At 61.4% G+C, this 15,745-nt stretch carries 15 protein-coding genes; 2 read left to right on the plus strand and 13 right to left on the minus strand.

Translation table 11 applies throughout. The features are described 5' to 3' along the window. Positions 1-84 precede the first annotated feature (84 nt). Together BMY67_RS04175 and BMY67_RS04180 are read right to left on the minus strand one after the other, a co-directional pair. Positions 85-1,110, minus strand: a complete 1,026-nt coding sequence (locus BMY67_RS04175) for a hypothetical protein (protein ID WP_092768551.1) — start codon at positions 1,108-1,110, stop codon at positions 85-87. An 87-nt stretch (positions 1,111-1,197) separates the two neighbouring features. Further along, positions 1,198-2,148, minus strand: a complete 951-nt coding sequence (locus BMY67_RS04180) for a stage II sporulation protein M (RefSeq protein WP_092768554.1) — start codon at positions 2,146-2,148, stop codon at positions 1,198-1,200. A 95-nt stretch (positions 2,149-2,243) separates the two neighbouring features. Here BMY67_RS04180 and BMY67_RS04185 point away from each other — a divergent pair, with 95 nt between their 5' ends. Continuing rightward, a complete protein-coding gene (locus BMY67_RS04185) occupies positions 2,244-2,981 on the plus strand; it encodes an RDD family protein (protein ID WP_092768557.1) in 738 nt (245 codons plus the stop codon). A 215-nt stretch (positions 2,982-3,196) separates the two neighbouring features. Here BMY67_RS04185 and BMY67_RS04190 read toward each other — a convergent pair whose 3' ends face one another. The 3 genes from BMY67_RS04190 to BMY67_RS04200 all read right to left on the minus strand — a co-directional run bounded on the left by BMY67_RS04190 (position 3,197) and on the right by BMY67_RS04200 (position 8,533). Next, positions 3,197-5,233: a DUF4394 domain-containing protein gene (locus BMY67_RS04190; protein ID WP_092768560.1), complete on the minus strand. Its 2,037-nt coding sequence runs from the start codon at positions 5,231-5,233 to the stop codon at positions 3,197-3,199. Between the two features lie 255 nt (positions 5,234-5,488). Further along, positions 5,489-6,721, minus strand: coding sequence for a DUF4394 domain-containing protein (locus BMY67_RS04195; RefSeq protein ID WP_092768563.1), 1,233 nt, complete (start codon positions 6,719-6,721; stop codon positions 5,489-5,491). A 168-nt stretch (positions 6,722-6,889) separates the two neighbouring features. Further along, entirely contained in the window at positions 6,890-8,533 is a 1,644-nt protein-coding gene (locus tag BMY67_RS04200) for a bifunctional GNAT family N-acetyltransferase/carbon-nitrogen hydrolase family protein (protein WP_245744874.1), read from the minus strand. 181 nt (positions 8,534-8,714) lie between these two features. Between BMY67_RS04200 and BMY67_RS04205 the strand changes: the two genes are divergently transcribed. Next, positions 8,715-9,188, plus strand: coding sequence for a hypothetical protein (locus BMY67_RS04205; RefSeq protein WP_092768569.1), 474 nt, complete (start codon positions 8,715-8,717; stop codon positions 9,186-9,188). A 320-nt stretch (positions 9,189-9,508) separates the two neighbouring features. On the opposite strand, the gene BMY67_RS04210 is transcribed toward BMY67_RS04205, so the two are convergent. The 8 genes from BMY67_RS04210 to BMY67_RS04245 all read right to left on the minus strand — a co-directional run bounded on the left by BMY67_RS04210 (position 9,509) and on the right by BMY67_RS04245 (position 15,725). Continuing rightward, on the minus strand, positions 9,509-10,165 hold the full coding sequence (locus BMY67_RS04210) for a 3-oxoacid CoA-transferase subunit B (protein WP_092768572.1): 657 nt from the start codon (positions 10,163-10,165) through the stop codon (positions 9,509-9,511). Positions 10,166-10,223: 58 nt separating this feature from the next. Then, positions 10,224-10,562, minus strand: a complete 339-nt coding sequence (locus tag BMY67_RS04215) for a four helix bundle protein (RefSeq protein ID WP_092769607.1) — start codon at positions 10,560-10,562, stop codon at positions 10,224-10,226. A 105-nt stretch (positions 10,563-10,667) separates the two neighbouring features. Then, positions 10,668-11,363: a CoA transferase subunit A gene (locus BMY67_RS04220; RefSeq protein WP_092768575.1), complete on the minus strand. Its 696-nt coding sequence runs from the start codon at positions 11,361-11,363 to the stop codon at positions 10,668-10,670. Between the two features lie 147 nt (positions 11,364-11,510). Then, entirely contained in the window at positions 11,511-12,455 is a 945-nt protein-coding gene (locus BMY67_RS04225) for a bifunctional riboflavin kinase/FAD synthetase (protein WP_092768578.1), read from the minus strand. Between the two features lie 66 nt (positions 12,456-12,521). After that, entirely contained in the window at positions 12,522-13,394 is an 873-nt protein-coding gene (gene truB, locus BMY67_RS04230; protein ID WP_317040321.1) for a tRNA pseudouridine(55) synthase TruB, read from the minus strand. Next, entirely contained in the window at positions 13,391-14,197 is an 807-nt protein-coding gene (locus tag BMY67_RS04235; protein WP_092768581.1) for an undecaprenyl-diphosphate phosphatase, read from the minus strand. Before BMY67_RS04235 ends, truB begins: the two co-directional genes overlap by 4 nt. A gap of 161 nt (positions 14,198-14,358) precedes the next feature. Beyond that, on the minus strand, positions 14,359-14,688 hold the full coding sequence (locus BMY67_RS04240) for a DUF3098 domain-containing protein (RefSeq protein WP_092768584.1): 330 nt from the start codon (positions 14,686-14,688) through the stop codon (positions 14,359-14,361). Positions 14,689-14,837: 149 nt separating this feature from the next. After that, the gene (locus BMY67_RS04245) at positions 14,838-15,725 is read right to left on the minus strand and encodes a cell division protein FtsX (RefSeq protein WP_092768587.1); all 888 of its coding nucleotides are present in this window, start codon (positions 15,723-15,725) and stop codon (positions 14,838-14,840) included. Positions 15,726-15,745: the final 20 nt, after the last annotated feature.

Genomic DNA, 15,745 nt, shown 5'->3' on the forward strand with positions numbered 1-15,745 from the left:
AGTAAGGAAGAGCCGGCGCTAAACGCGCCGCTAGCGGCCTGATTAAGCGGGCGGCGACGAAACGGACCGCAAAGGCCGGTAAGGCTAGTACTCGCCCTCGTCATCGGGGCGCAAGGCCTGGGGGGCCAGTACAGGAGCCGGCTCGCCGATGGCATCGACCATCAGGCGGGTGCCGGTGCCATCGTGGCGCTCGACCAGGTTGAAGTACTGGAAGCTGAGGGCAATGAGAATGAACGGGTAATAAATCAGCGTAATCAGGCTCTGCAGAATAGAATATACAATCATCAGCACCCGCATAGATCCGGAATCCAACTCGCCGCCCATCATCCCGGCAAAGGGCAGGCCCAGCGCCGACAGCAGGGCGATGGACAGGAGCAGAATCAGGTACATAATGAACGTAATCACCATCAGCAGCCCGAACGTAGACCACCACTTGCCCCACGCCAGCCGGAAGCTGCGGGTGAGGCTGCCGAAGAAGCCCCGCCGCTCCCGCAGCCACACAATAAAATACAGGCTCAGCGGCACAATAGAGTAGAACATGGCGAAATAGAGCAACAGGACGAGGGGAAAGATAACCCAGGGAGACGAGCTCATCATTGACCCCAACCCGAAGAGTACGCCCCCGATAACCATGCTTCCTACCATAAACAGGAACCCCAGCCCAATAAACGAGCCCACCATGCCCAAGAACCGGGATTTCACCACCTCCCAGACCTCACCGGCCGTCACCGGCTCGTCGGTGGTGCGGTCGGCCTGCAGCACTACGTAGCCAAACACTACCAGATGCACCACCGCAAACAGCAGAATTCCCGAGAGCATCGTCAGCCAGAAAGTCGACGAGGTGAACACGTCCGGTACGATTGCACTGTTTAAGGTGCTGTCGGCGCTGGTGCGCTGTTTAAATACGCTCATCGTGCTCAGCATCTGGCCCTGCAGCACGCTGGTGCCAATGCCCGTGAGCAGCGCCAGTGGCAGCACCAGCAGCACCAGCACCCGCACCAGCGGCGTGGCGTGCGCCCGGATGAAATCGAAGGTGGCTTCCATTTTCTGGCTGAAGTCGCGGCGACGCAGAAAATCGGTGGGCCGGTTGAAGGCAAGGTGACGGCGCATAGGTTTTTGAGCTGATAGCTATTAGCTGCTGGCTGTTAGCTTTTTACGTTTGGTGATGGATGCAATGGAGTCGGTTTCGTTTTCCAGCTAACAGCTAACAGCTCGTCGCGAAAGCCACCAGGGGTAAGCCACGAAGTAGCCCAGGATGAAGGTAGCGGAGGTGCCGATGATGCTCAGGCTGGCGTAGAGCGGCATTTCGGTGTGGCGCGTCACGAAGCCTTCGAGGAAGCCGGCTACGATAAACACCGGCACCAGCGCCAGCACCAGCTTCATGCCGTCGCGGGCGCCACGGCGCAGCGAGTCGCGGCGCGAGTAGGTGCCCGGAAACAGCAGGCTTTGGGCCATAATAGCCCCGGCCCCGCCGGCCAGCACGATGGCCGAAATTTCGAGCGTGCCATGAATCCAGATGGTGAGCACCGAGGGCAGCAGCAGGCCTTTCTGGTGGAAGAAGAACTGAAAGGCCCCCAGCATCACGCCGTTGCGAAACAGCATAAAGAACGTGAACAGCCCCGCCGTAATGCCCCCGGCAAAGGCATACAGCGCCACCCGCACGTTGTTGAGCGTGATTTGCAGGAACATCAGGCTCTCGTCGGTGCCCTTGTAGATGGCCATGGGGTCGCCCTTTTCAATGTTGGCCAGCGTCCGGTTCACGTAGTCGTCGCCGAGTACCACGCGCACAAACGAGTCGTCGTAGGCCGCCGAAAGCGCCCCGATGAAGCAGGTAATCAGGAAGAAAACCAGCGTGGCCAGCAGCACCCGGTGGTGGCGAATAAGGATGAAGGGCAGCTCGCGGAGCCAGAAATCGGCGAAGCGGCCGGCCTCCTGCTTTTTGTTTTTATAGAGCGACTGGTGTAGCTTGCCCGCCAGCGCGTTCAGGTAGGCCGTAGTGGCCGACTCGGGGTAAAAGGTGCGGGCGTAGGCCAGGTCGTCGGTCAGCTCCACGTAGCGCCGGGCCAGCTCGTCGGGGCCGGCGGGCGGCTGGGCTTCGTAGCGTTGCCAGCGGGCTTCGTTGAGCCGCAGAAAGACCGTTTCGCGCATTACTTGTTCTGCTTGAAGAATAGGCAGACCCGGTCCGCCGGGCTAAATATACACGATTCCTGTGGGCCGTTGCGGCTCTTTTTTTACGCTTTTTTATGAGTACGATCCGCATCCAGACCACCCAGAACGTGGTGCTCGAATACGAGGCCGCCAGCGTGGGCGACCGGGTGCTGGCCCAGGTGCTCGATGTGCTGGTGATGATTCTGTGGGCGGCGGTGGTCAGCTTCCTGATTTCGGAGGCAACCAACTCGGGCGATGAGCGGCAGATTGCTTCCTACGTGCTGATTGGTATTCCGCTACTCATCTACCATCCGCTGTGCGAAATATTCTTTAATGGCCAGAGCCTGGGCAAGCAGGCCCGCAAAATCAAAGTCACCCGCCTCGACGGCACCCGCCCCAGCCTCGGCGACTACGCGTTGCGCTGGCTGATTGGCCTGTTTGAAATCGGGATGACCATGGGCTCGGTAGCCCTGGTAGCCACCCTGTTCAACGGCCGCGGCCAGCGCCTCGGCGACATGGCCGCCGGCACCACCGTCGTGAGCCTGCGGCCGCGCGCCCCCGATGTGCACACGCTTACGGCCGAAACCCAGGTGCCGGCCGGCTATCAGCCCGTCTTCCAGCAGGCCCGCGAGCTGTCCGACCACGACGCGCGCCTCATCCGCCAGCTGTTCCGGCAGGCCGGCGCCCAGGGCGACTATGCGCTGCTCAAAGAGCTGGCCGGCAAGGTCAAATCCGTCACCACCATCACCACCGACCTGCCCGACGAGCCCTTCATCCGCACCGTGCTGCGCGACCACGCCTACTTCGCCGCCCAGGAAAGTCCGCACGGCTAGCGGCGGTGATGGGGTGAATGCGTGAAAAGCAACCGTATTGCCAGCGACGCGCAACGCAATCCGGGGAAGCAAATCACCCTCATCTACGCGAAAAGCCCCTGACGCCAGCACGGACGTCAGGGGCTTTTCGCGTAGATGAGCTTATGGTTTGGGAGGAACATCATTGCGCGTAACGCAAAGCAACGACGTTCCTTTTCACCCATTCATCAAGGCATTTACTGAACCATGATGCGCTGCACGCCGGCCAGCTGGCCATCAACGAGCAGGCGCAGCAGGTAGATGCCGGCGTGGCGGTTGGCGGGCTCCCAGCTCAGCGTGTGGGGGCCAACCGCCCGGTTGCCCAGGCTCCGGCGCTCCACGGTGCGGCCCAGCGCGTCGGTCAGTACCAACTCGGCGGCGCCGGCGCTCGGCAGCCGGAAGCTCACTTCGGCCCGGCCCGCTACCGGGTTCGGGAACAGCAGGAAGCCGGTGGCAATGGCCGGGTTGCGGGTGCCGGTAGCCACGCCCGCGCCGGCTGCAATGGCCAGGTCGCGCACGGTCAGGCCCAGGCCAATCTGGCGGGGGCCGGTGGCCGCGCCGGTGGTCAGGTTGAGGTTGTAGAGGCTGGAGCTGGCCGATGTGCCGGTGGTTGCCACCAGGTAGGCCGTGTTGGTGCCCTCGGCGGTGCTGTAAATGTCCATGTCCACGTTCGGACCGGCCACTACGGTCACGCCCGAGGTGCCCACGGTAGCCAGCGTGCCGGCATTGGCGGGATTCTGGTTGGCTACAATGTTCAGGACCTCATCGTAGGCATAGAGCTGGGTGGTGCGGGTGGTGGTATTGGGCGGGTTGCCCGGACCGCTGTAGCTGTTGGTGTAGGCTACCGAGCCAATGGCCGGGGTGGCCGCGGCGTTGGCGTCGCCTGTTGCATAGGCCAGGGTGCCATCAATGATGGGGGCGGCGGCTCCGTCGTTGGGGTTAAGGCGGAAGTTGGCGCGGTTCACGCCCTCCACCCGAATCCGGTCGACGGTGGGGTTGAAATCAAAGGCCACGCTGCCCGTTCCCAGTGGCAGGTCCAGGTTGGTGGTGCCGCTGAGGTTGGTGGCCACGCCGGTGGTGGCGTTGATGGTGTAGAGCTGGCCGGTTTGGGTGGTGGCATTGTAGCCCAGCGCGTACAGGGCATTGTTGAGGGGCCGCACATCCATGCCCACCAGCGTCTGGCCGGTGGCCACACCCGTCACGCTCACCGAAGTACGGATGGTGCCGGGCAAATCGGTATCAAAGGAGAGCAGGTTGCCGCCGGCCAGCGCGTAGGCCAGGTTGCCGGTAATGGGGGCCAGCGTAGCGGGCCGCACAATCTGCAGGGCAATATCGGTAACGGCTACCAGCGGACCGGTACCCACGTTGCCCGCCAACGTGGCGGCGCCACTCGTCAGGTTTACCGTGTAGAGCTTGGTGGTGGCCGAGAAAGTCGCCACGTTGATTTCCGCCACCGTCAGATACGTTGTCTGAACGCCGTTGGTAGGGTTGAGGTAGATATCGAGGTCGGAAACGGTGGTGGCACCGCTCGTTGTAACGCCCAGCGGCCCCACGGTTACCAGCTTGCCTTCGTTGGGCGGGTCCTGCTTTACGAGGCGGTTATTGGCCTCATCGAGCCCGTAGAGCGTGGTAGCGGTGGTGCCGATGTAGCTGTTGGTGTAGGCCGAGGAGCCCACGCCGGGCGTCTGGCCGAAGTTGGCGTCGCCAGCGGCGTAGGCCAGCCGGCCGTCGGTGGCAGCCAGCGCACCGTCGTTGGGGTTGAGGCGGAAATCGGCGCCGTTGCCCGCCGTCACCCGAATCCGGTCAACGGTTGGGTTGAAGTCGAAGCCGATGCGGTTGAGGTCGGTGCCCAGATCGAGGGTAATGGCCGGTCCGGCGGGCGTTGCTACGGCCGTGGTGCGGCTGAGGCGGTACACCTGGGCCTGGGTGCCGGTGGCGTTGTAGCCCAGCCCGAACAGCTCGCCGGTATTGGGCCGGAAATCAATGCCCACCAGGTTCTGGCCAGCCGTGATGCCCGTAACCGGCAGGTTGGTGAGGAAAACCCCTGGGGCTGTCATGTCAAATGTCACCAGGCTGGTTGTCAGGCTGCCAGTTGGGCTGGCGGTCAGCGATAGGCCGAAGGCGGTGGTGGTAACGGTTTGGGCGGCCACCGGACCGGCGGCCAGCAGGCCCAGGGCGGCCAGCAACAGGCCATTGCGCCGACCCTGGGGCCGGAGAGTAGAGAAGGAGTGCATACGCGGGTAAAGGTTGGTGAATGGAGTGGACTGAAAAGCCTGCGGAACGGCCCGCCGCTTTTTTCACCTACGTGCCCGCGCGTGGCAGAGGATTGAGGGACCATGCTATTTAATCCGGCTTTAATCTAAACTCAGCGTCCGGCCCCTTTTTCAGCCAACCAGCCCCAAATTATGTTCTTCCCGATGAACTGAAAACCACAAAAGCCGCCCGCCATTAAATTGGCAGACGGCTTTTATGGTATGCCACCCGGCGCCTTACTCAACCACCATGCGCTGCACGCCGGCCAGTTGGCCGTCAACAAGCAGGCGGAGCAGGTAAATGCCGGCGCGATGGCTGGCGGGGGTCCAGTTGAGCGAGTGTGCCCCGACCGCCCGGTTGCCCAGGCTATGGCGCTCCACGGTGCGGCCCAGTGCGTCGGTCAGCACCAGCTCGGTGGCACCGGCGCCGGGCAGGCGGAAGCTAACCTGGGCCCGGTCGGTTACCGGGTTCGGGAACAGGCTGAAGCTGGTGGCAACGGCCGGGTTGCGGGTACCGGTAGCCACCCCAACGGGCTGAATGGCCAGCGCGATATCCGTTAAAACGGCCTTTGTACCCGTAATTACCCGGCCAATGATCGTACGTGTGCCAGTGGCTAAATCGAAAATCAAAATATGAGTTGTAAAATTGGCAAAGTCAGGGTCCGAAATACACATATATGCCGTATTCGCGCCGGAAATAGGGTCAGTGTAGATGTCCAGGTCGGCGGACGAGGAAGTGAAGATGTAAGGGCCTGTCCCGACGGTGCGTAACGTACCGGTGCTTGTAGTAGGCTGGACAGCTATTGTGGTGTATCCAGGGATGGGTTCGTCGAGGTGATAAAGCCTGACACCAGGGTAGCTCTGGTCGTTGATGTAGGCCGACGAGCCCACAAATGGCTGGTGCCCCGCATTAGGGTCGTCCGCAGCGTAAGCCAACGAACTGCCTGCGTCAGTAAGCAGTTTAAGGCCGTTTTCGCTGGAAAAGAAGAGGGCAGTTCCATTACTACCCGTTACCCGAATCATATTGTCCGAAGAAAAATCGAACCCAATACGGTTACGGTCGGACCCTAAGTCAATTTTTTGTACTGGCCCAACCATCGTGGCGGCAGCCGTGGTGGGGTCGAGGCGGTAGAGTTGAGCCTCCTGCCGGGTAGCATCATAGCCCAGTGCAAACAGTTGGCCACCCAGCGCTGCTAAAGCCCCTGTTGCGGGGCGCGAGTCGAGCCCTGCCAGAAACTGGCCGCTGGCAACCCCGGTAACCGGCCGGTTGAACGTGACTTTACTGTAGGCGACTGGGTCCGGCTGGCCCAGTTCGAAGGCTATCAGTACGGTTTTATCGTCTCCATAATCGGAGCCCAGCCCGTATACTTTTGTCTGGGCCTGAGCGGCCGCGGCTGTCAGGCCCAACACCAGGGCGCCTAATAGCCCGGCCCGGCTTGGTAGCAATTGTCGAATAAAAGTAGGAAGCATACACTTGACTAAAAAGGGTGGAAGAAGGAACCGGAGAGCCTGCTGTACCGGCTATAAACAATGGCGTAACTGACTGGAAATGTACAATTAAAAAAACCGCCTGCCAATTGCTTGACAGGCGGTTTGCTTCGAAGGTTGCGCGGGCCGAAAAGTAATTCGGCTCCAACGTTATGCCACCGTAATGGGTGGGTGCAGAGCCGAGGTTTTGGGGGCGCGCTCTTCGCCCTGGCTCAGCAGAGCATCGTCGCGCTCGGTTTTCTTCACCCAGCTCACCGAGTACAGGTCCTTGCGCCGGTCGCGCAGGTTGCGCACGGCTCCGCTGGTGTTTAGGTCCTTCAGCAAATCCAGGTTGAGGTCGGCAATGAGCGTCATCTCGGTGTTGGGCGTCGCTTCGGCCACAATGGAGTCGTGGGGGAAGGCGAAGTCGGAAGGGCTGAACACGGCGCTTTGCGAGTACTGAATGTCCATGTTCTCGACGCGGGGCAGGTTGCCCACCGAGCCGGTAATGGCCACGTAGCACTCGTTTTCGATGGCCCGGGCCTGGGCGCACAGCCGCACGCGCTGGTAGGCGTTCTTGGTGTCGGTCCAGAAGGGTACGAACAGGATTTTCATACCCTCGTCGCTCAGCATGCGGCTCAGCTCGGGGAACTCCACGTCGTAGCAGATGAGGATGCCGATTTTGCCGAAGTCGGTGTCGAAGCAGCGCAGCTGGTTGCCGCCGCGCATACCCCAGTAGCTGGCCTCGTCGGGCGTAACGTGCAGCTTGTACTGCTCGTCCACAGTGCCGTCGCGCCGGCACAGATAGCTCACGTTGTGCAGCTTGCCGTCCTCGTAAAGCGGCATCGAGCCGGCAATGATGTTGATATTGTAGCTCACGGCCAGTTCCATCATCTTGATTTTGATGGGCTCGGTGAAGGCCGACATCGAGCGGATGGCCACCGAGGGCGACTCCTCGTTGGTGAGAGCCATCATGGGCGCGTTGAAGAACTCGGGGAACAGCACACAGTCGGACTTGTAGCCCGACACGGTATCGACGAAGAACTCCATCTGCTGGAAAAAGTCCTCCAGGTCTTTGGTGGCGCGCATCTGCCACTGCACAATGCCAATGCGCACGTTGGATTTCTGGTTGCCGATGAGCTTGTCGGTTTCCTCCTCGTGGTACACGTTAATCCACTCCAGCAGCGTGGCGTAGGCCTTGCTCTCGGAGTCATAAGGCAAATAGCCGCGGATGATTTTGCGGACGTAGAAGTCGTTGGCCAGCTGGAAGGTGAGGATGGGGTCGGTGAGCTCCTTGTTACGCACCATCTCCACGTACTTGGCGGGCGTCATCTCGTTGGCGTAGTTGCTGTAGCCCGGAATCCGGCCGCCAGCCACCATGGCCCGCAGGTTCAGGTTTTCGCACAGCTCCTTGCGGGCATCGTAGAGGCGGCGGCCCAGGCGCAGGCTGCGGTATTCGGGGTCCACGAATACGTCCACGCCATACAGTGTGTCGCCGTCGGAGTCGTGGGTTTCGAACTTGCCGTTGCCGGTAATCTTGGCGTAGGTGTGTTTGTCGCCGAACTTGCTGTACTCCACGATAATGGCCAGGGCAGCGGCTACGATTTTGCCGTTGTCCTCGATGCAGATCTGGCCCTCCGGGAATTTGCGAACCAGGGCATTGTACTCGTCCTGGGCCCAGGAGCCCTCCATGTTGGAGTACACCTTGTCCATGATGGTTTTCACCTCCTTGAAGTCGGCCCGGCGCAACGTGCGCAGCACCAGTTTGTGGGAAGGTTCGGGCGTAGGCGTAACCAGTTCGGGATGCGCCGGCATCCCGGGTAAGGTATTCTTTTTGGCGGCTTTACCGCCGGATTTTCCGTGTGAACTCGCGGGCATATACTCAGTTTAATGATGCAGTAGAAACTATACAAAGGTACGGAAGCAGCGGCGAGGGGTTGGCGGGGCCACGAAACCATGGCCCGACTCCCTCCCTCGCCGTGCGTACCTTTGCCCCATGCCGCTGCCCTCGGAACGCCGTTTGCAAACCCTGGCCGCCGTGCTCGCAGACCCGCAGCGGTTTCCGGCCACGGCCTGGCTGTGCGCGCCGCCCCAGCTGCTGGGCTGGGCGCCCGAGAGCCCCGCGGCCGTGCTCATCACCGCCGCCCCCGGCCAAGTGGTGCCCTGCCCGCCCGGCCTGGCGCGCCTGCTGTTCATGGATGAAGTGCAGCTACTCATGGAGCGCCTGACGCGGCAAGTACCGGGCGCCACCGCCGAGCTACGCGTGCAAACCCTCTACCGCTACAAAACCCAGCACGAGTTTCCCGCCCTCACCAGCCACCCCGACGAGCTGGCCGCCCACCTGGCCGCCGCCGTAAAAGCCGGCTCCCTGCCCGCTCCCGAAGCCCTGGCCCACTTCCAGAAGTGCTTCTCCCACTTCACCCTCGAAGCCGCCCGCCACATCCTGGCCCAGGCGATGCTAAGAATTTAAGCTGTTAGCTGAAGAAACGTCATTCTGAGTGCAGCGAAGAATCTCGCGTGCTGACGTTAGGTTACCTACAACATCAGCACGCGAGATTCTTCGCTGCACTCAGAATGACGTTTCTTCAGCTAACAGCTAACAGCTAACAGCTAACAGCTAACAGCTAACTGAACTGACAGGCTAATTTGGTGTACAGAACGTCATTCAGAGCGCAGCGAAGAATCTCGCTCGAACAGACGTTGGACGAATTCAGGCGAGATTCTTCGCTGCGCTCTGAATGACGTTCCGCATACCAATTTATCTTGTCAATTCAGCTAACAGCTAACAGCTCAGATAGCCATTTCCGGCACTCCCCCTTCGGGAACAACCAGCTTGCCGGCGGTGGCGGCCTGGATTTGCTCCACGCTCACGCCGGGCGCCCGCTCGCGGAGCACGAAGCCCTCGGGCGTCACGTCGAGCACGGCCAGCTCGGTTACGATTTTCTTCACGCAGCGCAGGCCGGTGATGGGCAGCGTACAGGCGGGCAGTAGCTTGCTGGCGCCATCGCGGGAAGTGTGCTGCATGGCCACGATGATATTCTTGGCCGAAGCCACCAGGTCCATGGCGCCGCCCATGCCCTTCACCATCTTGCCCGGAATCTTCCAGTTGGCAATGTCGCCGTTTTCCGACACCTCCATGGCCCCCAGAATGGTCAGGTCCACGTGCTCGCCCCGGATCATGCCGAACGAGTCGGCCGAGCTGAACAGGCTGGAGCCGGGCAGCGTGGTGACGGTCTGCTTGCCGGCGTTGATGAGGTCGGCATCCACTTCGTCATCAGTAGGGAAGGGGCCCATGCCCAGCAGCCCGTTCTCGCTTTGCAGCTCCACGTTGATGCCTTCGGGGATATAGTTGGCCACCAGCGTCGGGATGCCGATGCCGAGGTTGACGTACGAGTTGTTTTCTACTTCCTGCGCAATGCGCCGGGCAATACCGTGTTTGTCGAGCATGGGGTAGGGCTTAGGAACTTAGGTCTTAGGGCTTAGGCCGGCAGACGTTTTTTTAGAGTTACAATGAACTGAGTAAGCATTTTCCGGATTTCCGTGAGCTCCTGCGCAATTGGCCGCCATTCCTGGTCAGACAGATCTGCAACTCATGCGATAAGAGCAACTGATAATCCAGTTCACTGGCTGAACCAGATGCAATAGTGAGAAAACGAGCCAGCTCCGCGTCGGAATTGCGGCCGCAGCCTTCCGCAATATTGGTTGGGATAGAAGCCGCCGCCCGCCGCATCTGGCTAACAAGGCCGAATAATTCTTCCCGAGGGAAGTTCTTTGTCAGCCCATACAACTGCAGCGTGAGTTGGTGACTGCGTTGCCAGATTTGCAAGGAACGGTAGTCTAGCATGAGGCAGGAGCCATGGCTTAGAGACCAGGGGTTCAGGTAGTAGGCCTTAGAAGCCAAGGAGGAAAATAGAAGTGCAAAAAAGCCTAATCCCTAAAACCTAAGTCCCTAAGACCTAACTGTTCTTTGTTCGATGCGCTTCTCGTAGTTCTTGCCTTCGAAAATGCGTTGCACGAAGATGCCGGGGGTGTGGATATGGTTGGGGTCCAGCTCGCCGGCGGGCACCAGCTCCTCTACTTCGGCCACCGTTATTTTGCCGGCCGTGGCCATCATGGGGTTGAAGTTGCGGGCCGTGCCCTTGAAGATGAGGTTACCGGCGGTGTCGCCGCGCCAGGCCTTTACAAAGGCGAAATCGGCGTGCAGGGCGTGTTCGAGCAGGTACATCTTGCCGTTGAACTCGCGGCTTTCTTTGCCCTCGCCTACCTCCGTGCCGTAGCCGGCCGGCGTGTAGAAGGCCGGAATGCCCGCGCCGCCGGCCCGGCACCGCTCGGCCAGCGTGCCCTGCGGAATCAGCTCCACTTCCAGCTCGCCGGCCAGCAGCTGGCGCTCAAACTCGGCGTTTTCGCCCACGTAGCTGGCAATCATCTTGCGTACCTGCCGGGTCTGGAGCAGCAGCCCGATGCCAAAATCATCGACGCCGGCGTTGTTGCTGATGCAGGTCAGGTTCTTCGCGCCCCGGCGCAGGATTTCCTGGATGGAGTTCTCGGGAATGCCGCAGAGGCCGAAGCCGCCGAGCATGAGCGTCATGCCGTCGGTGAGGCCCTCCAGGGCCGCCTGGGGGCCGCTTACTGTTTTGTTGATCATAGAGGTGGGTGGAATTTGGATTGGCAAGGTAGCATTTCCCGCAGAGGTGCGCAGAAGGACTCGCGGAGGCCCGCAAAGCTGTTCTGATATCGTTGAACGGCTCTGCGGACCTCCGCGAGTCCTTCTGCGCACCTCTGCGGGAAATGATTACAGCGCCGCCCGTGCTGCTTCGGCATCCTGGGCCAGCTGGGCCTTCAGGGCGTCGAGGCCGTCGAATTTCTGCTCGTCGCGCAGGCGGGCCACGAACTCCACGGTCAGGGGCTGGTCGTACAGGTCGCCTTCGAAGCCGAGTAAATGCGCTTCTACGGTCTGGGCCAGATTGCCGGCCACGGTGGGGCGCACGCCGATGTTGAGCATGGCGGGCCAGGTTTCGCCGGCCGCGGTGGTGGCGCGCACGGCGTACACGCCCCGGGCCGGCACCAGTTTCAGCTTTTCGGGGCACTCGATGTTGGCCGTGGGCCAGCCGATAGTGCGGCCCAACTGCCGGCCCTTTACTACAGTGCCCGTGAAGGGGTAGTCGTAGCCCAGGTAGCGGTTGGCAGTATCCACGTCGCCGGCCTCCAGGGCCCGGCGGATGCGGGTGCTGCTCACGCCCACCGCGTCCACGTCCTCACGCGGAATCTCCTCCACGCTCATGCCGTAGCGGCCCGAATGCGCGCGCAGGTACTCGAAACCGCCCTCGCGGTTGCGCCCAAAACGGTGGTCGTAGCCGATAACAAGCTTGCTGGTGCCCACCGTATCGAGCAGAATGCGCTGAATAAACTCCTCCGACGACCAGGACGCAAACTCGCGGGTGAACGGGATAATGAGCAGGTAATCGACTCCGAATTCGGCCAGCTTGGCGGCCCGCTCGTCGAGGGTATTGAGCAGGTAGAGGTCGAGCGGCTCGGGGTGGGAGGGCGGCGGGGCCAGCACCAAGCGCGGGTGGGGCCAGTAGGTGATAACCACCGCCGGGCCGCCGCTGGCCCGCGCCACCTCGCTGAGCCGCGCCAGAATCTGCTGGTGGCCCACGTGCACGCCATCAAAGGTGCCGCTGGTCACCACGGCGTTGCCGAGGTAAGGAAACTGGGCCGGGTCGTGAATTACCTCCATTTAATCACTGATTCGCACTGATTTTATTGATTACGCTGGTTCCTGCCAGAGAGGCGAAAGTACCAATTAAGCTTCAGTCGAACCTGGTTCAGCGGCGGGCGGATTGTTCGAATCGGAGCTGGTAGCTGAATCGGTGGGTGGGGCGGCGTGCGTGTTCTGAAAGTACTCCAGGCCGGTGCGGCGCTCGGGGCGGGGCTGCCGCTCGCGGCGGGGCGGCCTTACTTCGCGGCCCGCCGACTGTTCGCCCTCGGGGCGGGGCGGGCGCAGGGCCTCAATCCGGGCCATGGTGAGGGCATCTTCCAGGCGGTACTCGCCGATGCGGGTGCGCACGAGCTTGGTCAGGTGGGCGCCGCAGTGCAGGGCCGCGCCCAGGTCGCGGGCCAGGCTCCGGATGTAGGTGCCCTTGGAGCAGGCGATGCGGAAATCGATTTCGGGCAATTCCACGCGCGTCAGCTCAAACTCGGCAATGGTTACCTGCTTGCTTTTGATAACGGCCTCCTCGCCGCGGCGCGCCACCTCGTAGGCCCGTTCGCCGTTCACCTTCACGGCCGAATACAGCGGAGGCGTCTGGGTGATTTCGCCCACGAACTGCGCCACGGCGGCCCGGATGTCGGCCTCCGTGAGGTGCTCGTAGGGCCGCTCGGCATCCACGGGCGTTTCCAGGTCGAAGCTCGGCGTTGTCTGGCCCAGGCGGAACGTGCCGGTGTATTCCTTCTGCTGGGCCTGAATCAGGTCAATCTGCTTGGTTTTCTTGCCGGTGCACAGAATCAGCAGGCCGGTGGCCAGCGGGTCGAGGGTGCCGGCGTGGCCGATTTTACGGATGCGCAGCGCGTTTTTTACCTTGCGCACCACGTCAAACGACGACCAGGTGAGCGGCTTATCCACGAGCAGCACCTCGCCGGTTTCAAAATCAAAATCGGCCAACGTTTTCTCGCTCATATCAACTGTAAATCAATGCCCAGGCCAATCATTACCAGCAGAATGCCGCCCACGATGATGCGGTAGATGCCGAAAGCGCGGAACCCGAACTTGGTAACGAAGCCAATGAAGAGCCGGATGGCCAGCAGCGCCACCACGAAGGCCACCACGTTGCCGAACAGAATCAGCTTGACTTCGGCCCCGGTGAGGCGGCCGCCGTCCTGGTAAAAATCGAGCAGGTCTTTGGCGGCGGCAGCGGCCATAGTAGGCATGGCCAGGAAGAAGGCAAACTCGGCGGCGGCCTTGCGGGTGAGTTTCTGGGTGAGGCCGCCGATGATGGTGGCCGCCGAGCGGCTGACGCCCGGCACCACGGCCAGGCACTGGAACACGCCAATCACGAGGGCCTGCCGGAAGCTGGGCATGGTAACCGGGTGGCCGCCTTCCTCGGTGCTTTCCTGCGGAAACCACTTATCAACGAACATCAGCACAATGCCGCCCAGCAGCAGCATCAGCCCCACGGTCGTCACCGACTCCAGCAGAATGTCGATGTATTTTTTGAGCGTGAGGCCCACCACCACCACCGGCAGAAAGGCCACCAGCAGCTTGAGGTAGAAATCGAAGCTCTGCAGGAAGCGGCGCCAGTAAATAACGAGCACCGACAGAATGGCGCCGAGCTGAATAACAACCAGGTAGAGCTTGGTGAAGGCAGTAGCCGGAATGCCCATCAGGGCCGAGGCAATAATCATGTGCCCGGTGCTGGAAACCGGCAGAAATTCGGTCAGGCCTTCGACGATAGCCAGAATCAGGGCGTGCCAGTAGGTCATTTCAGGGGCTGAAAACGGGGTTGGGGGGCAAAAGTACGGTCATCCTGACGAAGAAAGGGCCTTATCATGCCAGAACAGTCGTCGCGACGACCGGTGCCAGCATCATAAGGCCCTTCGCCGGCCGGCGCCGGATGAGGGAAAAGCAGGATTCGAATGCCCGGCTACCGCTTGTAGGTAGGAGCCGTGGGGGCCGCAGGCGCAACGGGCGCGGTGGTGGCGGGCGGCACGGGCTGCGAGGGTACGGTGGTTACCGTGGCTTCGTCGCGGGCCACGGCGGCGGTGGCGCCGGGGCGGGCCATAATGGCCCAGAACTCGATCAGAAAGCCCACAGCCAGCAGAATCGGGCCCAGCGTAATGCCCAGAAATCCTTCGCCGTACTGTTCGGAGTCGAGCGTCATGGTGATAAAGCCGGCGGCCAGCACGGCCAGCCCGATAAACATAAGGCGGTAGTTGCGCGGCCCGAAGGCGAAACGGGGAGTAGTCGGTTCCATAGAAGCAAAGGTAGCGGAGTTGCGGCAAGCCGCCGCCGAAATTCAACCAATGAGGGTTTTGAGGGAACGAAGCGGGGGCTGGGGGGAAGCACTGTCGTCCTGAACGGCGCGAAGGACGACAGTACTTCCCCCCAGCCCTCATTATCCAGCTAATACAGCTCATCCAGCGACATGCCGGTGTATTTGCGCACGGCGCGCCACGAGCTCAGAAAGCCAATGCCCATACCCAGCACCACCAGCAGAATCCCCAGCGCGGCAAACAGACGGTTATCTTCGAGCAGGCGCAGCTCGTTGAGCTGCAGGTAAGCGTATTGCATGAGCGCGGCCAGCAGCAAACCCGCCAGAATACCACTCACCAGGCCCTGCCACACCGCCCGGCGCAGAAAGGGCCATTGAATGAAGCTGGGCGTAGCGCCTACCAGCTGCATGCTGCGGATAAGGAACCGCTGGGAAAACAGGGCCAACTTGATGGTGTTGTTAATGAGTACCACCACCACAAACGTGAGGATGGCCGCAAAGCCCAGCAGCACGAGGCTCACGGTGCGCAGGTTCTCGTTCACCGACGTAATCAGGCTCTCCACGTAATCCACCTCGAACACGCCCGGCATCTGACCCAACTCCTTTTTAATGCGGCTCAGGTTTTTGGTATCGGCGTAGTCGGCGTTGAGCTTGAGCAGGTAGGCGTCGCGCAGGGGGTTGTCGCCCAGAAACTGCTGGAAATCCTCGCCGGTCTGGTCGATGAGCTGGCGCGCGCCTTCTTCCTTGGAGAGAAAGCGCACCTGGGGCTCGTTGTTTTTGCGGGCCACGTAGGGCTTGCGGGCCAGGTCCTGCTGCAGCTGCAGCAGCTGGGTTTCGGGCAGGTCGCGCTGCAGGTATACCTGCATCTCCAGGTTCTCCTTCACCAGCGTCGACACCTTGTGGGCATGGATCAGCAGCAGTCCGAACAAGCCCACCACCAGCAGCGCCAGCGTAATGCTGAACACCACCATCAGGTGCGGATAACTACCGAGCTTCTTTTTGCGGGTGGGCTGCTTCACGAGGTGAGATGGTGAAATGG

The sequence above is a fragment of the Hymenobacter actinosclerus genome (assembly GCF_900111515.1).
Classification (GTDB): domain Bacteria; phylum Bacteroidota; class Bacteroidia; order Cytophagales; family Hymenobacteraceae; genus Hymenobacter; species Hymenobacter actinosclerus.